The organism is Kribbella sp. NBC_00662, from assembly GCF_041430295.1.
Classification (GTDB): Bacteria; Actinomycetota; Actinomycetes; order Propionibacteriales; family Kribbellaceae; genus Kribbella.
On record NZ_CP109029.1, the window covers coordinates 453,014 to 472,445 of the forward strand.

Annotated in this window: 19 protein-coding genes; 7 read left to right on the forward strand and 12 right to left on the reverse strand. The window is 67.7% G+C overall.

Features of this window, described 5'->3' with window-relative positions:
* Nucleotides 1-27 precede the first annotated feature (27 nt).
* Both OHA10_RS02205 and OHA10_RS02210 read left to right on the forward strand, forming a co-directional pair.
* Nucleotides 28-819 carry an enoyl-CoA hydratase/isomerase family protein gene (locus tag OHA10_RS02205; protein WP_371404484.1) on the forward strand — a complete coding sequence of 264 codons (792 nt, stop codon included), beginning with the start codon at nt 28-30 and terminating at the stop codon, nt 817-819.
* A gap of 44 nt (nt 820-863) precedes the next feature.
* Nucleotides 864-3,002, forward strand: coding sequence for an alpha/beta hydrolase-fold protein (locus OHA10_RS02210; protein ID WP_371404485.1), 2,139 nt, complete (start codon nt 864-866; stop codon nt 3,000-3,002).
* 191 nt (nt 3,003-3,193) lie between these two features.
* Here OHA10_RS02210 and OHA10_RS02215 read toward each other — a convergent pair whose 3' ends face one another.
* From OHA10_RS02215 to OHA10_RS02245, 7 genes are read right to left on the reverse strand one after another with little or no spacing between them, the layout of a single operon-like run.
* Nucleotides 3,194-3,754, reverse strand: coding sequence for a DNA-3-methyladenine glycosylase I (locus tag OHA10_RS02215; protein ID WP_371404486.1), 561 nt, complete (start codon nt 3,752-3,754; stop codon nt 3,194-3,196).
* Nucleotides 3,751-4,191 (reverse strand): SRPBCC family protein, encoded by a 441-nt coding sequence (locus OHA10_RS02220; protein WP_371404487.1) that lies wholly within the window; start codon nt 4,189-4,191, stop codon nt 3,751-3,753. Before OHA10_RS02220 ends, OHA10_RS02215 begins: the two co-directional genes overlap by 4 nt.
* Nucleotides 4,191-5,402 carry a DivIVA domain-containing protein gene (locus OHA10_RS02225; protein WP_371407894.1) on the reverse strand — a complete coding sequence of 404 codons (1,212 nt, stop codon included), beginning with the start codon at nt 5,400-5,402 and terminating at the stop codon, nt 4,191-4,193. Before OHA10_RS02225 ends, OHA10_RS02220 begins: the two co-directional genes overlap by 1 nt.
* A 54-nt stretch (nt 5,403-5,456) precedes the next feature.
* Nucleotides 5,457-6,314: a TIGR00730 family Rossman fold protein gene (locus tag OHA10_RS02230; RefSeq protein ID WP_371404488.1), complete on the reverse strand. Its 858-nt coding sequence runs from the start codon at nt 6,312-6,314 to the stop codon at nt 5,457-5,459.
* Between the two features lie 37 nt (nt 6,315-6,351).
* The gene (gene dapE / locus OHA10_RS02235; RefSeq protein ID WP_371404489.1) at nt 6,352-7,419 is read right to left on the reverse strand and encodes a succinyl-diaminopimelate desuccinylase; all 1,068 of its coding nucleotides are present in this window, start codon (nt 7,417-7,419) and stop codon (nt 6,352-6,354) included.
* Nucleotides 7,416-8,108, reverse strand: a complete 693-nt coding sequence (locus OHA10_RS02240) for a VOC family protein (RefSeq protein ID WP_371404490.1) — start codon at nt 8,106-8,108, stop codon at nt 7,416-7,418. Before OHA10_RS02240 ends, dapE begins: the two co-directional genes overlap by 4 nt.
* 10 nt (nt 8,109-8,118) lie before the next feature.
* The gene (locus OHA10_RS02245) at nt 8,119-8,847 is read right to left on the reverse strand and encodes an ABATE domain-containing protein (protein WP_371404491.1); all 729 of its coding nucleotides are present in this window, start codon (nt 8,845-8,847) and stop codon (nt 8,119-8,121) included.
* A gap of 63 nt (nt 8,848-8,910) precedes the next feature.
* Here OHA10_RS02245 and OHA10_RS02250 point away from each other — a divergent pair, with 63 nt between their 5' ends.
* Complete coding sequence (locus OHA10_RS02250; RefSeq protein WP_371404492.1) at nt 8,911-9,561, forward strand: pyridoxal 5'-phosphate synthase; 651 nt, start codon at nt 8,911-8,913, stop codon at nt 9,559-9,561.
* Nucleotides 9,552-10,217, forward strand: a complete 666-nt coding sequence (locus OHA10_RS02255) for a maleylpyruvate isomerase family mycothiol-dependent enzyme (protein ID WP_371404493.1) — start codon at nt 9,552-9,554, stop codon at nt 10,215-10,217. The genes OHA10_RS02250 and OHA10_RS02255 overlap by 10 nt, the downstream gene beginning before the upstream one ends.
* A gap of 118 nt (nt 10,218-10,335) precedes the next feature.
* Here the strand turns inward: OHA10_RS02255 and OHA10_RS02260 are convergent, their stop codons facing one another.
* The 4 genes from OHA10_RS02260 to OHA10_RS02275 all read right to left on the reverse strand — a co-directional run bounded on the left by OHA10_RS02260 (nt 10,336) and on the right by OHA10_RS02275 (nt 15,517).
* The gene (locus tag OHA10_RS02260; RefSeq protein WP_371404494.1) at nt 10,336-12,279 is read right to left on the reverse strand and encodes a DUF4185 domain-containing protein; all 1,944 of its coding nucleotides are present in this window, start codon (nt 12,277-12,279) and stop codon (nt 10,336-10,338) included.
* Between the two features lie 136 nt (nt 12,280-12,415).
* The gene (locus OHA10_RS02265) at nt 12,416-13,213 is read right to left on the reverse strand and encodes a carbohydrate ABC transporter permease (RefSeq protein WP_137258312.1); all 798 of its coding nucleotides are present in this window, start codon (nt 13,211-13,213) and stop codon (nt 12,416-12,418) included.
* Nucleotides 13,203-14,090, reverse strand: coding sequence for a sugar ABC transporter permease (locus OHA10_RS02270; protein ID WP_350862203.1), 888 nt, complete (start codon nt 14,088-14,090; stop codon nt 13,203-13,205). Before OHA10_RS02270 ends, OHA10_RS02265 begins: the two co-directional genes overlap by 11 nt.
* Before the next feature lie 65 nt (nt 14,091-14,155).
* Nucleotides 14,156-15,517, reverse strand: coding sequence for an ABC transporter substrate-binding protein (locus OHA10_RS02275; protein ID WP_371404495.1), 1,362 nt, complete (start codon nt 15,515-15,517; stop codon nt 14,156-14,158).
* Between the two features lie 237 nt (nt 15,518-15,754).
* Between OHA10_RS02275 and OHA10_RS02280 the strand changes: the two genes are divergently transcribed.
* The 3 genes from OHA10_RS02280 to OHA10_RS02290 all read left to right on the forward strand — a co-directional run bounded on the left by OHA10_RS02280 (nt 15,755) and on the right by OHA10_RS02290 (nt 18,411).
* Nucleotides 15,755-16,417, forward strand: a complete 663-nt coding sequence (locus OHA10_RS02280) for an SIS domain-containing protein (RefSeq protein ID WP_371404496.1) — start codon at nt 15,755-15,757, stop codon at nt 16,415-16,417.
* The gene (locus OHA10_RS02285) at nt 16,414-17,343 is read left to right on the forward strand and encodes a ribokinase (RefSeq protein ID WP_371404497.1); all 930 of its coding nucleotides are present in this window, start codon (nt 16,414-16,416) and stop codon (nt 17,341-17,343) included. Before OHA10_RS02280 ends, OHA10_RS02285 begins: the two co-directional genes overlap by 4 nt.
* Before the next feature lie 69 nt (nt 17,344-17,412).
* Nucleotides 17,413-18,411, forward strand: a complete 999-nt coding sequence (locus tag OHA10_RS02290) for a LacI family DNA-binding transcriptional regulator (protein ID WP_371404498.1) — start codon at nt 17,413-17,415, stop codon at nt 18,409-18,411.
* 257 nt (nt 18,412-18,668) lie between these two features.
* Here OHA10_RS02290 and OHA10_RS02295 read toward each other — a convergent pair whose 3' ends face one another.
* A complete protein-coding gene (locus OHA10_RS02295; RefSeq protein WP_371404499.1) occupies nt 18,669-19,055 on the reverse strand; it encodes a hypothetical protein in 387 nt (128 codons plus the stop codon).
* Nucleotides 19,056-19,432: the final 377 nt, after the last annotated feature.

Sequence of the window (19,432 nt, forward strand, 5' to 3'; positions counted from 1 at the left end):
TTACCGACAGTCAAGGAGCTGACCACGATGAGTGACTCTGTTGTGTACGCCGTCTCGGACGGCGTGGCCACCATCACCCTGAACCGGCCGGACGCGATGAACTCGCTCGACACGCCGACGAAGGTTCTGCTCCGGGACACGATCCGGACCGCCGCCGAGGATCCCGCCGTACGCGTCGTCGTGCTGACCGGGACCGGGAGGGCGTTCTGCGTCGGGCAGGACCTGAAGGAGCACATCGGGCTGTTGCAGGCCAACGACCAGGCCGCGCTGTGGAGCACGGTGCCGGACCACTACGCGCCGATCGCGCTGGCTCTCGCCGAGATGCCCAAGCCGGTGATCGCGGCGGTCAACGGCGTGGCGGCGGGCGCCGGCGCGTCGATGGCGTTCGCGTGCGATTTCCGCGTTGTGGCCGACACCGCGGGGTTCAACCTCGCCTTCACCGGCATCGCGCTGTCCTGTGACACCGGCATCTCCTGGACGCTCCCCCGGCTCATCGGGCGGGCGAAGGCCCTCGAGCTGCTGTATTTCCCGCGCACCATCCCCGCCGCCGAGTCACTGGATCTCGGCCTGGCGACCTCGGTCGTCCCGGCCGCCGAGCTGGGGTCGGCCGTCGCCGAGCTCGCCGGGAAGCTGGCCAAGGGGCCCACGGTCGCGTACGGCGCCGTGCGGCAGTCGGTGAACTACTCGGCGACCCACACGCTGGCCGAGTCGCTGGCGTTCGAGGCGGGTCAGATGCAGCTGACCGGCGGGACCGAGGACCACCACAACGCGGTCGCCTCGTTCGTCGCGAAGGAGAAGCCCAGCTTCAACGGCCGGTGAACGGGGTCTTGTAATCGTTTACGTAAGCGATTACAACCTGACCTGTGAGGAAACTGCTGCTGCCTGCCCTGACCGCCGCCACGCTGGTCGGGAGCTTCGTCGTGCCTGGATCCGGTGCCGCGCCCGCTGCTGCACCTGCTGCCACCGCTGCTGCTCCGGGCGTCATCAAGTCCGCCGCCGTGCGGTCCGCAACACTCGGTGAGGACATCAACTACAACGTCTACCTGCCGGCCGGGTACGACGCGTCCACCCGCCGCTACCCGGTCGTCTACCTGCTGCACGGGCGCGGGGACTCGATGAGCGCCTGGACGCAGGTGAAGAGCCGGCTCGACGAGCTGATCGGCGACGGGGAGATCCCGCCGACGATCGCGATCATGCCGGACGCGCCGTGGAGCAGCCGGGCGAGCTGGTACGTCGACTCGGCGTACAAGGGCAGCCAAGACGGTCAAGCACAGCCGGGGCGGCCGGTGGAGACGGCGTTCTTCCGGGACTTCGTGCCGCAGATCGATGCGACGTACCGGACGATCGCGGACCGCAGCGGGCGGGCGATCGCCGGCTACTCGATGGGCGGCGCGGGTGCGCTGCGGTACTCGCTGGCGCATCCCGAGGTCTTCGGCGCGGCGATCGCACTGAGCCCGGCGGTGTACTTCCCGTTGCCGCCGGCCGATTCGAGCACCCGTGATTTCGGTGCCTTCGGCAAGGGCAAGGATCCGTTCGTCGAGTCGACGTACCTGAAGCTGAACTGGCCGGCGACGCTGAAGTCGTTCTCGGCGACGGGGCTGAAGTCGCACCTGTACATCGCGGTCGGCGACGACGAGTACAAGAACCCGAAGGCGATCGATGCCACCCACGACCTCGACTTCGAGGCACACGTCGTGTTCAACCAGGCGTCGCGGGTGCCGAACCTGACGTCGGAGTTCCGCGTCGTCAACGGCGGGCACGACTGGGACGTGTGGGGACCGACGTTCGCCGAGGGCGCGAAGTACATCTTCCAGTACATCGGCAAGCCGCCGGCCACTCCGATGCAGGCCGCGATCACCGGTACGGCGGGCGACGACCGCGCCGGCGGCATCGCGACTGATGCCTCGGGCAACGTTTATCAGGCGGTCGCGGCAGCGGGTGCGCTGGACGGGCAACCGTACGCGGGCGGGACGGATGTCGCGCTGATCAAGTACGGGCCCGACGGGTCCCGGGTATGGACACGATCGCTCGGGACGAGTGGAACGGAACGCGCGTACGGCGTTGCTGTGGACGCGAGCGGGCGCGTCGTCGTGACCGGGTACACGAACGGCGATCTGGACGGCAAGCATGCCGGAAACGCCACGGACGATGGGTTTGTGGCGCAGTACGACGCTGAGGGGAATCGGCGGTGGCTGACGCAGTTCGGCGTACCGGGGGTGGCGGATCGCAGCTACTCGGTGACGGTCTCCGGGACCGATGTCTACGTCGGCGGCTACACGAAGGGCGCGTTGGACGGGGCGAACCAGGGCGACAAGGAGGTGTTCCTCGCGCGGCTCGACGGTGACGGGCGGCTGGTGTGGTTGCGGCAGACCGGAAGCGCCAGCGAGGACAAGGGGATGGCGGTCGCTGTCTCCGACGGTTCGGTGTATCTGGGTGGAATGATCGCCGGCGACGCCGGTGTGGACGGTCTCCTCGCGCGCTACTCGACGGACGGCACTCCGATGTGGGTGAAGCAGGTCGGCACTGCTGCTGCGGACGAGGTGTGGGCGCTCGCCGCGGACCCTGCCGGCGGCGTGTACCTCGCCGGGTACACGGCAGGTGACTTCGCCGGGACGCTCAACGGTGACAAGGATTTCCTGGTCGCTCGCGCCGATGCGGACGGCAACCTGACCTGGCGCGACCAGCTCGGCACGTCCACCAACGACAAGGCCGCCGCTGTGGCGGTCGACTCCGCCGGCAACCTCTACGTGGCCGGCTTCAGCGACGGCGCGTTGGAGACTCCGCTGGGCAAGTTCGACGGGGTGCTGACGAAGTACTCGCCTGAGCACACACGCAGTTGGACACGCCAGTTCGGTACTGCGGACGACGATGCGGCGGACGCGTTCGCCGAGGCGAATCTCTACCTGATCGCCACACCGACGGGCACGCAACTGAGCGGGCTGACCGGAACGGATGTGTTCCGGACAGCCTTCACCTCGGACGGCTCCAACAACCTGCCGTAGAACGTTTGGTGGGCTCCCAGACCGCGTTCCGGCCGGGCGAGTCACGGCCGGACAACCACCTGACAGTCGGGGAGCCCGATGAACACCTCATCACGTTCAGTGCCCGGTGCACAACTCGTTCAGCCGTTTGTGTTTGCGTTTCGCCAAAGAGCCTTTTGCAGATGCAGAAGGCAGCTGCACGTGCACGAGATTTACCGGGCTATACAGGTCTTCAAGTGGTCGTTGACGATGCCTGTCGCCTGCATCAACGCGTACGCCGTGGTGGGTCCGACGAAGACGAAACCCTTCTTCTTCAGGGCCTTCGACATGGCCACGGACTCGGGTGTGGTGGCCGGGACGTCGGCGAACGTCCTGGGCGCCTTGTGCTTGGCCGGCTTGAACGACCAGAGCAGCTCGGTGAACTCGCCGTCGTCCAGCTCCAGCAGCGCGCGGGCGTTGTTGATCGTCGCGTTGATCTTCAGGCGATTGCGGACGATGCCGGGATCGGCCATCAACCGGTCGAAGTCGGCATCGTCGTACTTCGCGATCGTCTCCGGGTCGAAGTGCGCGAACGCAGTACGGAAGTTCTCCCGTTTGCGGAGGATCGTGATCCACGACAGGCCTGACTGGAACCCCTCGAGCGTCATCCGCTCGAACAGGCCGACATCGCTGCGGATCTCCTTGCCCCACTCGTTGTCGTGATACTCGATGTACTCCGGCGCTGAGGTCGCCCAGCCACACCGAGGCTGGCCGTCCGGGCCGATCACGGTCATGCCTGGACCTCGCGGAGTAGACGGTGCAGCGAGACTCGCATCATCAGCTCGAAGGCCGGTCGGGCCACGATCCAGCCGAGCCGGCCGAGCGGCGGGTCGACGTCCTCTTCCCAGGTGAACACGCTGCCGCTGGAGACCGGGGCGATCGTGAACGTGCCGGTGCCGCGGACGATCTTGCCGAGATGCTTCACCGTGCACACGCGCGGCGGATCCCAGTGTGTGATGACCATGTCGTCAGTGAACCCGACGCCACCGACAGAAGTCCGCGCGGCGACCCCGCCGCCGACGCCGATCCCGTCGTTCTCAGTCCCCCAGACGCGGGTCAGCAACATCCACCGCGACTGCCGGTCCCAGTCCATCACGACGTCCCAGGCAGCCTCCGGCGACAGCCGCAGTACGACCGACGCCTCCGCGTGACAACTCCCCGATCCGTCCATCAGCTCGGCCGCTGATAAGCGCCTTCGCCCTCTTGCTCCGCCGGCGGCCAGAACCGCCACCCCTCCCCCTCACCCTGCTGCTGCGACTGCGCGCCACCCTGCTGCGACGGCTGCGAGCTCGCCTGCTGGCCGGACGCCTGCTGCTGAGCCTGGGGCACCGCCGGCTGCTGCGAGCCGGACTGCTGGTTGGACGCAGGCACCTGCTCCTGCGACTGCTGCTGACCACCCGCCTGCTCCCGCACGACGTACTGCTGCTGCTCCTGCTGCGTCCAGTGCGTCGCCGGAGCGGACTGCTCGACGGGTGCCTGCTCGCCGTCAACCGACTGCTGCGGCGGCATCTGCGTCCAGTGCTGCGCAGGAGCGGCCTGGTCACCCGCCACCGGCTCCGCGTCAACTGATGGCTGCGTGCTGGCTGACGGTGGTTGTTCCTGGGGTGGCTGCTGGTCGTTCGGCTGTTGTGGGGGCTGCTGATGGGGTGTGGCGGGGGTGCGGCGGGGTGTGACCGGCTGGGACTGAGCCTCCAGGAGGGCTCGGGCCTCGGCCTGCAGGCGTTCGTACTCGTCGCCCGCCGCCTGCTGCCGCGTCCGCGGAAGCTCAGACGTCTCCGGCTCGTCATCCTCCGCCGCCGCGACATCAGCCTGCGGCTCAGCAGCACGCGCCGGCTCAGCAGCAGGCTTCGGCTCAGCGGCCGGCGTCGGCTCAGCGGCAGGCGTCGGCTCAGCGGCAGGCGTCGGCTCGGTGGGCGCAGTCGGGACGCCGACCTGTGGTACCTGCGCGGTCGAGTCCTTCGCCGGCGGCTCGTCCTTCGTCGGCTCGCCGGTCGGGAAGTCGCCGCCGACGAGGATCGGCTGGTGCGGCCCGGTGTCCTCGAACTCCGACGCGTCGTACTGCGACCTCGACGTGAACCCGGCGCCGTCCGGCGCGTCGACGATCGGCGCGACTGCCCGCTCCAGGTCCGCGATCCGGCGGTCCCGCTCAGCGACCTCCTTCGCGACCCGCTCGAGCAGCGTGTCGACCTCGTCCATCCGGTAGCCGCGCACCCCGACCGCGAACCGTGCCGACTCGATATCCGTCGACGTCAGCGCCTGCCGTGCGGGCACGGTCATGTCGGGCCGGTCGTCGTACGCCGTGCTCATGGCACCCCAACGACCCGAGGCGACTACCGCGACAGCCCCGATCAACACCACGACGATCAGCCCGAAGAACCACATCACGGGTCCGATCGTGCCATGCCGTCCGAGTCAACCGAACCATCACCCGGGATTTCAGCTCCCGTCGGACCCCAGCCGGCGCGCCTTCGCGGACGTACTCTCCACGTCCTCCGCAGCCACCTCGGCGGCTTCCTGGGCCGCGGCGTCGGCCAGCTCGCCCGCCTTCATGATGTAGCTGATCGCCTCGTCCACGTCGTCGGTGACCGTGAACATCTCCAGATCGGCGGCCGAGATCTTGCCGTCCTCGAGCATCGTGTTCCGCAGCCAGTCGACCAGCCCGCCCCAGTACGCCGTTCCGAACAGCACGACCGGGAACGACGTGACCTTCCGCGTCTGCGCCAGCGTGAGGGCCTCGAACAGCTCGTCCAGCGTGCCGAACCCGCCCGGCATCACCACGAACCCCTGCGCGTACTTCACGAACATGGTCTTGCGGGTGAAGAAGTACCGGAAGTTCATCCCGATGTCGACCCACTCGTTCAGGCCGTTCTCGAAGGGCAGCTCGATCCCGAGCCCGACCGACACGCCGCCCGCCTCGGACGCACCCTTGTTCGCCGCCTCCATCACGCCCGGTCCGCCGCCGGTGATGACGGCGTACCCGGCCGCGACCAGCTTCCGCCCGGTCTCCTCCGCGGCGGCGTACATCGGGTCGTCCGGCTTGGTCCGCGCCGAGCCGAACACGCTGATCGCGGCGCCGAGCTCGGCCAGCATGCCGAACCCCTCGATGAACTCCGACTGGATCCGCAACACCCGCCACGGGTCGGTGTGCACCCAGTCCGACGGTCCGCGGCTGTCCAGCAGCCGCTGCTCGGAGGTGGAGTGCTGCACCTGCTTGCGCCGCATCACGATCGGCCCGCGCTGCTGCTGGCCGACCGGGCCGACCGGTCTGTCGGGGTGGATCGATGGTTCTGACATGCGTCCAGATTATGGCCTGACCGGTAACGCGGGCGGCTCAGGCGCGGCCCGTCAACCAACTCCTCAACCGCTGTTCACACAGCTCGATCTCGGCCTCGGGCACGAATTCGTCCTGCTTGTGCGCGTAGAGCGGATCGCCGGGCCCGTAGTTCACCGCCGGTACGCCGAGCAGCGTGAACCGCGCCACGTCGGTCCACCCGAACTTCGGCTGCGGCTCTCCCCCGACCACCTGCAGGAACGCCGCCGCGGCCGGCCGCTCCAGCCCCGGCAGCCCGCCCGGAGCGGAGTCCGTCACGGCGACGTCGTACCCCTCGAACACCTCGCGCAGGTGTGCCTCGGCCTCCGCCTCGGACCGGTTGGGCGCGAAGCGGTAGTTGATCGTCACCGTGCACAGATCCGGTACGACGTTCCCGGCGACGCCACCCGTGATCGCGACCGCGTTCAGCCCCTCGCGGTACTCGAGCCCGTCGATCGGCACCCGTCGCGGTTCGTACGCCGCCAGTCGCGCCAGCACCCCGCCGACGGCGTGGATCGCGTTCGAGCCCATCCACGACCGGGCCGAGTGCGCACGCTCGCCGCGGGTGGTGACCTCGATCCGCATCGTGCCCTGGCAGCCTGCCTCGACGACGGCGTTCGACGGCTCCATCACGACCGCGAACACGCCCTCGAGCAGCTCCGGGTTCGAGCGGGTCAGCTTGAACAGCCCGTTGCGCTCGGCCTCGATCTCTTCGCAGTCGTAGAACACGTAGGTGACGTCCCGGTTCGGCTCGTCCAGCGTCGCCGCGAGCCGGAGCGCGACCGCGACCCCGCCCTTCATGTCGCAGGCGCCGAGACCGTGGATCAGGCCGTCGGCGCGGCGGGCCGGGAGGTTGTCGTTGAGCGGGACGGTGTCGAGATGCCCGGCGATCACGACCCGCTCGTCGCGGCCGAGGTCCGTCCGCGCGACCACGGTGTTCCCGTGCCGGAACACCTTCAGATGCCCGTACACCGAGAGCGCCTTCTCGACCTTGTCCGCCAGCTTCTCCTCAGTCCCACTGACCGACGAAATATTCACCAACGCCTCAGTCAGGTCAGGCCCGGAGACGGTCAGGTCGAGCTTGGTCATGAGGCCTCTTCCTTCGGCGGCGGTAGGAACACGCAGAACTCGTTGCCCTCGGGGTCGGCGCAGACGTGCCAGCCGATCTCGTCGTCCTTGGGCCGCAGCAGTGTCGCCCCCGCGTCGAGCACCGGCTGCAGCGCGGGCGCGGTCACATCCCAGTGCACCCGGTTCTTCACGGTCTTGGGCTCGGGCACCGGGACGAACACCCAGTACCGGAACGGCAGGCCCGGGACGTTCTCGAGCCAGAAGTACGGCGTACCCGGCCGGCTCATGAAGTCGCCGCCGACCACGTCCGCCCACCAGCGTGCCTGCTTCTCCGGCTCGGCCGAGTCGACGATCAACTCCATCAGCCGGTACGCCGGAACCGTGTCGCGGACGAATCCGCAGAACTCCCCGCCCTCGGGATCCGTCATCACCGTCCAGGGCTGTTCCTCGGTTTCCGGGGTCAGGACCTTCGCGCCGTCCCGCTCGAGGTTCTGGATCGCGCCGGTGATGATGTCGAGGTGGACCCGGTTCTTGACCGACTTCGCCTCCGGGACCTTGCACATCCAGATCGTCTTCTCCGGGGCGTCGCCGACCAGCACGTTCGGGTTGTCCGCGGGCGCGGTCAGGCCGATCACCCGGCCCCAGAACGCGGCCATCTCACTCGGCGACGAGACGTCGACACACAAGTCCTTGAAACGCGCGATGGTCATGGCCGACAGGCTATCCGGAGTGCCGCTTCCGGTAGTGCCGGTTGACCCGCTCCCGGTTGCCACAGGACGCCGAGCACCACATCTGCCGCGGATCATCCTGCAAGAAGTACTTGACGCACCGAGCAGCCGGACACGCCCGCAATCGCGCGCGGTCCGCACTGGTCAGAAACTCGATCGTCGACCTCCCCACACCCGCCATCACCAACTCCACCGGATCCGCCGTTCCCCCACCCCACGCGACCCCCGGATCCCCATCTCCCTCCCACACCAGCTTCTGGGCCCCCAGGCGGCCCGCGGCCTGGTTGATCATCCGCAATGCTGCCCCAACATCCATCAACAGATGAGAATCCGCCCGACTCGGCGCCCCAGGCGCAACCGCCCGCGCAAACAACGCCCGCACCGCCCCCCGAATACGCACAAGCTCACCGTGCATGCGCTCGTCACCTGAAGGGCCCTCACCCGACCCCGCCGCCCCCGGCCCCCTCCGCACGGCGCCCTCATTCGACCCCGCCGCCCCGGGGCCACTCGTCGCCGGGCCGTCGCCCGCCGCCGCGGCGGGCGCGCGCGGCGCGGAGTGCCGGGCTTGCTCAGCCAGTGGCCGGCCCAGAACCTCCACGAACTGGTCCTGCTGCTGCTCCAACCATGCGGCCGCGTCCGCCGGTGTCGCCAGGAGGTCTGCGATACCGCCGTGGCCGTCGTGCTTGATGGTTGCGGCGAGGGCGAAGGCCAGCGTGCTCATCCACGGATTCTAATGGGATATCTGGTTGCTGCCATGTGAATACTTCGCCTAGGGTCTCGAAGCGTGACCGACCTCCGCACCCGGCTACGCGCCGTACCGACGCTGACCGGCACCCCACCGACCTGGGATCCCGTCCTTGCCCCCGCGACGCCGCACCCGCTCTTCGTCGAGTGGCTGCTGGCCGCGATCGACGAGCAGGTGCCCGAGCCATGCGCGGTGACCCTGTCGACGGTCCGCGCCGACGGCCGGCCGAACGGGCGGGTCCTCATCCTCAAGAACGTGACGGACGACGGCTGGCAGTTCGCCTCGACCTCGACCAGCCGCAAGGGCGACGAGCTGGCAACCTCGCCGTACGCCGCCTTGACGTTCTACTGGATCCCGCTGGGCCGCCAGGTCCGCGTGCTCGGGACGGTCTCCCCCGCGGAGGCGGATGAGTCGGCGCAAGACTTCCTGATGCGGCCCGAAGCGGCGCGGGCGGAGGCGCTGGTCGGGCGGCAGAGCGCCGTACTCGAGGATCCTGCGGAAATCGACGTGGCGGTGAAGGAGCAGGCTGAGCGGATCGCCGCCGAGCCGGGGCTGGTCGCGCCGAACTGGACGCTGTACACGTTGCAGGCGGAGGAGGTCGAGTTCTGGCAGGCGGATCCGGATCGCCGGCACACACGCCTGCGGTACCGACTGGAAGACGAATGGACAAAGGAGCTGCTGTGGCCCTGAACGAAGTACGCGCCACCGCCGACCAGTTGCTCGCCCTCGTCGCCGACCTGGACGACGCGACCGCACGCGGCGACTCGAACCTCCCCGGCTGGTCGCGCGGTCACGTGATCACCCACATCGCGAACTTCTCCGAGGCGATGACCCGTCAGGTCGACGAGGCGCTCCAGGGACGGCTCATCGAGGTGTACGACGGCGGCCGCCCGGCTCGCGACGCCGCCATCGAAGCCGGCGCCGACCGCTCCGCCGCCGACCTCCGCGCCCACCTCACCCAGGCCGTCACCACCTTGCTCGCCTCGTGGGACAAGGTCAGCCCCACCGACTGGCCCCTCCCCATCCTCCACCGCAACAGCAACCTCTCCGCCGGCCTCCAAGCCACCTGGCGAGAACTCACCATCCACACCTCGGACCTCAACCTGGGCATCACTCCCGCCACATGGTCCGAGGACTTCTGCCTCCACCTCCTGGACTTCCTCCGCCCCCGCACCCCTGACAACATCCACCTCATCCTCGAGTCCGACTCCACCACCTGGGAGAACGGCACGGGCGAAGAGGCGAAGCTGACCGGCGCCCTCACAGACCTAACAGCCTGGTACGCCGGCCGCCCCACCCCCGGCCCGATCACCGGGCCGACACCGTCCCTTCTCCCTTGGCCGTGAGCCGGACGTCCCGCACTGACCAACCACGCCTCACCGCGGCGCGACGGGCTCCGCACGCGGGGCTGCGACCGCGGCCCCGCGGTGAGGCGTGGTTGATCAGTGAGGGGTGTCCGCCTGTTCAGCTGACTGTGAAGTCGTCCACCTGGATCCAGGTGTCGAGGTTGGGGGCGTTGAAGCCGGCGTAGACGGTTAGCTCGTGTACGCCGGCCGGGACCTTGACCGTCACCTCGTGGTGGACGTAGCCGGTGCCGGCGCCGAACGTCGTTCCGGCCAGGTCTGTGGTGCCCGCGCGGACGCCGAAGCGGCCCTGGTCGACTGGGAGGTTGGCCGACGCGTTGATCCAGGAACCGAAGGTGTACGTCGCACCTGGGGTCACCGGGACCGTTTGGTACAGGTCGCTGAAACCTGTGCAGGTGCAGCGGATCCAGCCGTTGTTGGCGCCGGAGTGCGCGAAGCCGAGGCCGCGGTCGACGCCGTTGGCCGCAGTACCTTCGAAGAGCCAGGCCGGCTTGCCGCCTCCGGTGCCCTCGAAGCCGCCGTCCGCCAACTGGGAGACGTATCGGACCGCAAGCTCGGACACCGTCGTGTACGAACGCGTCCCGCCAGGCAACCCGATCACCCGTACGCCGTCGGTCTCCTGCACCGGGAATGTGATCGCGTACGTCGTGTTCGCTCCTGCCGACGCATCCCCGGGGTACGTCGGCGACACCGTCTGCGAGCCGACCTCGACCCATTGACCGTTCTGCTTGACCTGCACGCGCGGCCGCCCGGTGAAGTAGCCGCCCTCGGCCGAGACCGTGCCCGACGTGAACTCGACGTTGTTCACCTGGTGCCCCGCCGGCCACTCGTACCCCCACCACGAAGCGCCCTTGACCTCGTCGTCGAAGTCCGACTCGCTACCGGTCTTCGCGCCGTCGTTCATCAGCGCGAGGCTGCCGGACTGTGTCGACTTGGCGATCGCTACCGCACCTGTCGCTGGCGCCGCCAGGTTGTCGGCTCCGGGCAGGTTGTCAGCGGGAGCGTCGGACGACGGCGTCAGCACCAGTTTGCGCAGGTTGAAGTTGTAGACCGACGTACCGATCCCACCGCCGCCGCACGGGCAGACGTTCGCCTGGATGTACATGGTGTTTCCGTCCGGCTGGACGAACTTCGACGGGATCGTCACCCCGTACCCGCCGTACTTCGACGTCGACCACGGGTACCCGCCGAAGTCCTTGCTCATGAAGTGTTTCCACGGACCCCACGGCGTCGGCGACTCGTAGAACTCGAACGTGTACTCCGTCCAGGAGGTGTAGACGTAGCGCTTCTGCTTCGCGAGGTACGTGACTCCGCCTTGGCTGATCACACTTAGGTTGGACGCGTTCGTTCCATAGGTCTGCGCGTAGAGCCGCCGGGTGTCGGTCAGCACGGGCTTGCGATCGGCGATCTTCGCCGACCAGCCGGAGCCGGTGTAGAACTTCCACGCGCCGCGGTCCTGCACCTTGTTCTTCGGGACCCGCGCCAGGAAAACACTCCGCGGATCGGCCACGGTGTCGTCGAACGAGTCCCGCCAGTTGCCGTCGAGGCCGTAGGCGTAGACGTATCCGTCGGGTGCGAGCGCGCCGCCCTTGCCGAAGTCCGCGAACCAGATCGTCGTGAAGACGTGGTCGGAGAACATCGGCTTCTTCTTGTCCCAGGTCCACGTCTTTCCGTGGTCCGTCGACTTCAGGATCGTCGCTGCCGGTACGTCGTTGAAGTCGAGCGCGAGGTCCTGAACCGCCAGGTACAGCGTGTCCCCGACGCAGACCATCCCGGTCGGCTTCCGGTTGTACCCGGCGCCGCTCCAGACCGACCCGACCTGCTCACCCTTGGAGATCGTTGCCCCGGACAAGTTTCCCGGCGTGCCGTTGATCTCGCTGACCGCGATGTCGGCGAAGTCCCCGTCGGTACTGAAACCCTTGCCGTCGCCGTTGGCGGCGTACAGCTTGTCGTTGCCGGCCCAGCAGGACGGCCACAGGTCACCGTCGCTCTTGCTCGGTATACCTTTCGAGTCGACTTGGGCGGTGCCGACAGCGGTTTCCATACCATACCGTTTGGTATGGCCGGCCGAGGCGACAGTCGACGGCTGCAACGCGGCAGACGAGTGGGTGAGCAGTGTCGCCGCTCCGAAAACGAGCGGCAGGACAGCAAGTAAGGCCCCACGCTTCATAGCAGATCCTTCACTTGAGGCCGGTCGTCTTCATCGCGTCGACCAGGCGGCGCTGGCCCGCGACGAACACCACGACCGTGGGAATGGCCGCTATCACGGCAGCCGCGAGAATGAGGTTCCAGGCCGAGGCGTACTGCCCCTGCATGCCGGAGACGCCGAGCTGGATCACCCGCAGGTCCGGGTTCCGGGTGATGGTGAGCGGCCAGAGGAACGCGTTCCAGTTGGCCAGGAAGAACAGCACCGACAGCGAGGCGAGCACCGGCCGGCTGAGCGGCAGGATGACACTCCAGTACCGCCGCCAGTAGCCGCAGCCGTCCAGGTCGGCCGCTTCCTCGAGCTCACGCGGGATGTTCAGGTAGTACTGCCGGAGCAGGAAGATGCCGAACGCGTGGAAGATGCTCGGCACGATCAACCCGGCATAACTGTCCAGCAGACCTAGTTGCTTTGCCACTAGAAACAAGGGAACTAGTATCACCGGCAACGACACGAGCAGCGTCGACATGATCCCGGAGAAGATGATCCCCCGCCCCGGGAACCGCAGCCGGGCCAGCGCGTACGCCGCCATGCTGTGGAAGAACAGTGCGACCACGGTGACCGTGACCGACACGATCGCGGAGTTCAGCATGAACCGCGGCATCGGGATCTTCAGCAGCACGTACTGCAGGTTGTCGAGCGTCCACGTCGACGGCCAGCCGAAGTTGAACACGTCCTCGGCCGGCTTCAACGCGCTGATCAGGATCCACAGCAAGGGCGCGACCGCGATGATCGCCAGCACATGAGCCAGGATCGGGAAGAACCTAATCCTCATCGAAGCGACCTCCTCGGGTGACGCCGAACATCAGGCCGGTGCAGACGACGAGAATCGCCACGACCACAGTGGTCAGCGCCGCGGCGTACCCCATGTTGTTGAACGTGAACGCCTGCTCGTAGATGTAGAGCACGACCGTGCTGGTCGCGCGAGCGGGCCCGCCCTTGGTGAGTACGAAGACGAGGTCGAACGCCTGCAGACCGGTGACCGCCCCGATCGTCGAGTTGACCACGACGAAGAAGCTGGTCGGCCGGAGCAGCGGCCAGATCACGTACCGGAACCGTTGCCAGGAGCCCGCACCGTCGATCTGCGCGGCGTCCTCGAGTTCCTTCGGCACATCCTTCAGCCCGGCCAGGAACACCAGCATCTGGTACCCCATCAGGAACCAGACGCTGATCACCACATAGGTGCCGAGCGCGAGGGACGGCGTACCGAGGAAGGACACGTCACCGAGGCCGAAGGGCGCCAGGATCTTGGAGAGCGCGCCGCGTTTGTCGACCAGCAGGAACTGCCAGATCAGGCCGACCACGACCAGGCTGACGACGTTCGGCAGGAAGAACGCCGAGCGGACCCAACCGATGCCCTTGAAGTGGTTGCGAACCAGCATCGCCAGCGCGAAGCTCACCACGAACGCGATCGGCACGAACGTGACCACGTAGATCGCGGTGACCTTCAACGAGGCCCAGAGCTGGTCGTCCCCGGCCATCAGCTTGTAGTTGGCCAGGCCGACGTACTGATAGTTGCCGAAGCCATCGACCTTGAAGAACGCGACACCGAAGGCCAGCACCATCGGGATCGCGACGAAGATCAGCAGACCGATCGTGTCGGGGGCGAGGAAGGCGTACGCGGCCAACGCCTCGCGCCGTTTCCGCGTCATACCTGCCTTGGGTTTCCCCGAAGCCTTCACCAGCGGCTTGGAGGGAGGGGCTGTCGTGGTCACCATCAGCTGATCGGCGCGCCCTGGTAGGTCTTCAGGAACGTGTCGATCTTCTCCGCCGCGTCGGCCGCCGCCTTGGCCGGATCGGCCGCGTTCAGCTGGCAGGCCTGGATCGCGTCGGCGATCGGCTGGTACACCTCCGGTGGGAACCGCGGCTCGGGCTTGCCGGTCGGCGCGATCTCGCTGACGAACTTCTTCAGCGCGCCGTCGGCGAACGCACCCTTGGCGTCCGCGGCCTGTTGCACCGACTTCCGTGGCGGCAGGTTCGTCTTCACCACGGTGTTCCACTGCCGCTGCCGCTCGACACCGGCCGCATCGGTCGAGCCGAGCGCCCAGGCGATGAACTTCGCCGCGGCCTCCGGGTTCTTGCCCTTGGAGTTGGCGACGAATGCCCAGCCGCCGAGGTCGGTAGCCGCCGAGCCGCCGTCAGGAGTGGGCAGCGGGATGATGCCGTACTTGAACGTCTTCGCCTTGGTCCGCATGTCCGCGACCGCCCAGATCCCGCTCTGCTGCATCGCGGCCGCGCCGGAGCCGAGGTTCGAGACCACGTCGCCGCCGCCGTCGCCGAGGGCCTTGCGCGGGGCAACCTTGTTCTTGATCGTGTCGCCCCAGAACTTCAGCGCTTGTACGGAGGCCGGCGAGTCGAACGCGGACTTGCCGTCCTTGATCGCGTTGCCGTCGCCCTGCCACATGAACGGGTACCAGGTGAAGTTCTGGTAGTAGCCCGGGAGCGTCTCGAACATCACGCCGTACCGCTTGCTGTTGGTCAGCTTCTGCGCGACCGCGATGGTCTGGTCCCAGGTCTTGGGCAGGTCGGCCTCGGACAGGCCGGCCGATTCGAACGCGGCCTCGCTGTAGTACATCGCGAGCGGCTCGATCTCCATCGGCAGTCCGTACACCTTGCCGTCGACGCTGCGCGCCTCGAGCAGACCGGGCAGGTAGTCCTTCTTGGACTCGTCCGACAACGCCGAGCCGAGATCCTGCAGTACGCCGCCGTTGTAGTAGCGGAGGAAGTCGCCGGGGCTGATCAGGAAGATGTCCGGACCCTGCCCCGACTGGAACGCGGTCTGCAGGGTGGTCCCGTTCAGGTAGTCCTTGCCGGGGATGTAGCGCAGCTTGACCTTGACGTCGTTGTTCTTGTTCCATTCGGCGACGGTGTCGACGAACCACTTGCTCTGCGGTCCTTGGTCGTCCGACGGACCGTAGAAGTTCCAGAACGACATCTCCTTGGCGTTGCCGCCGGACTCGTTACTGCCGCACGCGGACAGCAGCGGTACGCCGGCAGCCGTCGCGGCGAACGCGCCCAGGCCGCCGCGCAATACGGACCGGCGACTGAGCTGCCTGGCAGGGAAGGGTGATGCAGCCATCAGGTGCTCCAGGGTGGTGTGTTTCGGGCGGGGACTCGAGGCGGCCGAGGGGCAATCGATTTCTCGCAATCTACGATCGGCAGCTTGGTCGGTCAAGAGCCGACGAGATGACGATGTGGTCAACCTCTGTCGATTCCTGCGTGTGGGCAAGGATTTCGACCTCGGTGCAGCCGTTGACACCGGGCGAGCTCGCTGCCTAATCTGCGGAAATCGATTTCTGAGATGAGAGGCGCTGGGATGCCAGTTGTGCCGAACCGTGCGTCCGCCCACCGCACGGCCGACGAGCTGTCCAGGGACCTGGTCGCCCGGGGATTACAGGCGGCACGCGACGCCATCGAGACCGAGGCCGCGGCCGTGTCGGCACTCGCGGATCGCCTGGACGGGGTCTTCCTGGACGTGCTTCTCGCGGTCTCCCGGTGCGAGGGTCACCTGGTGGTGACCGGTCTCGGGAAGTCCGGTCTGGTCGGCCGGAAGATCGCCGCCACGCTGGCGAGCACGGGTACGCCGGCGACGTTCATCCACTCCGGCGACGCGCTGCACGGCGACTCCGGTGCGGTGACTCGGCGCGATCTCGTGCTCGCGTTGTCCGCGTCCGGCGAGACGGCCGAGGTGTGCGAGTTTGCCCGGATGCTGCGGGAGCGGGAGATCCCGGTGATCGCGATGACCGGTCAGGAACGGTCCACGCTGGCCCGGCTGGCGACGTACACGCTCGACACGATGGTGCTGCGTGAGGCCGATCCGTTGAACCTGGCACCGACCGCGTCGACGACGGCCTCGTTGGCGATGGGCGATGCGTTGGCGTGCGCTCTCGTCGTACTGCGATCTTTCAGTCATCACGACTTCGCGCAGTTCCATCCATCCGGTGCCCTGGGCAAGCGTCTCGCCGAGGACCAGGCATGACGGATGTCTGCGTGCTGGGGTCGTTCATGAAGGATCTGGTGGCGTCGGCGGAGCGGCGGCCGTTGCCGGGGGAGACGTTGCACGGGACCGGGTTCGCGGAGTTCCTCGGTGGCAAGGGGGTGAACCAGGCCATCGCGGCGGCGCGGATGGGTGCACGTACGGCGATCGTCGGCACGATCGGCGAGGACCGGTACGGCGAGGAGTTCCTCGAGCTGTTGTCGTCGAACGGGGTCGACACGTCGTGGATCGTGCGGCACCCGTCGCTGGGCACCGGGGTCGGGCTGCCAGTGGTGCTGCCGGACGGCGGCAACTCGATCATCATCGTGTCCCGCGCGAACGCGGCGATCACGGCTGCGGATGTCGAGGCCGCTTCCGAGGTGCTCGTTTCCAGCAAAGTGCTCAGCGTCCAGCTCGAGCTCCCGGTCGAGGCGAGTCACGCCGCCCTCCGGCTCGCTTCGACCGCCGGCGTGACCACGATCCTGACCCCCGCGCCGGTCGGCCCGGTCGATCAGTCGCTGGCGGCGTACGTCGACATCCTGGTGCCGAACGAGGTTGAGGCGGCGGCCCTCACGGGGCTGGACTGCGACGACTCGGGCGTGCCTATGGTCGCTCGCAAACTCGCCGAGGACTGGGACCTGCGTGCCTGTGTGGTCACGCTGGGTTCGCGGGGCGCGTTCGTGCTGGACCGGGCCGCGGGGTTCGAGGAGCGCGTGGATCCTTTCGAGGTCGCTACCGTCGACACGGTCGGCGCGGGCGATGCGTTCTGCGGTTCACTGGCCGCCTCGCTGGCGGACGGCGCCGGGTTGGTGGACGCCGTACGGCTCGCGAACGCCGCCGGTGCGCTCTCGACCACGGTCAACGGCGCCGCCGATTCGGCCCCCGCTCGCGCTGCCGCCCTAGCCCTGCTGGACTCCATCGCGTCATGAGATCCTTTGCTCGGGATCGGGGTTAGAGTGCGATCCAGACGACCATCGGATCTCCAGCGGGGAGCGGGTATGACGACGATCTACGACGTCGCGCGTAGGTCGGGGGTGTCTCCGGCGACGGTGTCGCGGGTCCTGAGCGGCCGGCGCAACGTGGACCCGGAGCTGTCCGAGAAGGTCCGCGCCGCGGTCGCGGAACTCGGCTACCGGCCGAACGGCGTCGCTCGTAACCTCCGTAAGTCCTCCACGAACCTGTGGGCCGTTGTCATCTCCGACATCGAGAACCCGTTCTTCACCTCTTTGGTCCGCGGGCTCGAGGATGTGGCGCAGACGGAGGGGTACCACGTCGTACTGTGCAATTCGGACGAGGATCCGGCGAAGGAGGCGGCGTACGCGTCCGCCGTACTGACCGATCAGATGGCCGGGGTGGTGATCTCGCCGACGTCGACCGCGGAGGGTGTGCAGCTGCTCGCGGACGCGAAGATCCCGTTGGTGATGATTGACCGTCGGGTTGAGGGCGTCGAGGCGGACACGGTGCTTGTGGACAACGAGCACGGTGCGTTTGAGGGCGTCAAACACTTGATCGACGGCGGGTATCGGCGGATCGCTTGCATCACCGGTCCGCGCAAGGTGTCGACTGCGATGGATCGGCTGGGCGGGTATCGGTCGGCCTTGCGTGCTGGTGGGATCCGGTACGACAAGGATCTGGTGCGGCACGCCGACTTCCGCGAGGCCGGCGGGTACGCCGCGATGGAAAGCCTGCTCGAGCTGGCCGATCCACCTGAGGCGTTGTTCGCCACCAACAACCTGATGACCGTCGGCGCCCTCGAATGCCTGGCCCGCAAGGGTTTGCGAGCCCCCGACGACATCGCCGTCGTCGGCTTCGACGACATCCCCTGGGCCGACCTCGTCGTCCCCAGCCTCACCACCGTCGCCCAACCCACCTACGAACTGGGCCGAACCGCCGGCATGCTCCTCAAAGACCGCACCACCTCCCCCGGCCGCCCACCCTCCACAGTCACCCTCCGCACCGAACTCCACATCCGAGCCACGTCCGCCCCGAAGAAGTAACCGCCGGACACCGTCCAAAGGACGCCGCTCCGCGGCGACAGTCTTGTTTGCCGCCTCCGGCGGCATGCGGAACCGTGGCGACAACGACCGCACTCCTGTCGACTACGGGGATACCTGGGGAACGCAAACCGGACACCGCTCCAAGGCGACTGCCGTTCGGCCGCCTCCGGCGCTGCCTTTGGGCAGCGGCATGATCGCCGGCGACGGGGAAGCATGCAGGCTCGAGAGTCCTTGTGGGTCGGGCCTCGTGCTGCTGTTCATCGGTCCATTCCCCAACTGCGGACCATGGCCGCCAACGCGAGCGCTGCCATACGCCCGACCTCTGGCCACCGTGGATCCGCCATGAAGACACTCGCACCCACGTCGCCGTGCTCGGCGAGCAACGCATCCAGGAGCCGCCCGAGATTGCGGAGTCGCTCGATCTCGTCTCCTGGCACCAGCACGGTCCCTATCGAATCTGCCGGATCAGGGAGTACTGCTGTCTCGTCGTACAAGACATGGACGTGGTAATCGAAATCGTCGTACTGCCCGGGCAGGAATCCTTCGCCGCGGATCCACGCGCGCTCTTGATACTCAACGTCGGACAGGACAGCAAGCGAGTCCAGCACGTCACGCCGCATCCGTCGAAACCGGACCACATCCATTCAGACTCCACCCGTTCTCGTACACGCACGGCGCGCTCTCGGATCAAGGACGTAGACCCTTTTCTCGCCAACCGGCTCTACCACTCCAGCCATGGGTCGACCTTTCTGAGAGATGGTCCGAGCAGCTCACGGAGGACTGAACCGGGGGGCCTGGTTCCGGAATCATGTCGACGCCGCTGACCGTGATCAGCCCTCGTACATCCTCCGGACCACGCCGGTAGTCGCCTTCAAGCCAATCAAGGATCGAGCGGCAGGCATCTCGATTCGAGTCGACGCGCGCAACGTGCGCGGACCACGTGGACGTGGCGACGTGGTCCGCGCGTCGGCGGAGCCGGCCGACAAGACAGCTGCCGCGGTGCGGTGTCCTTTGAGCGGGG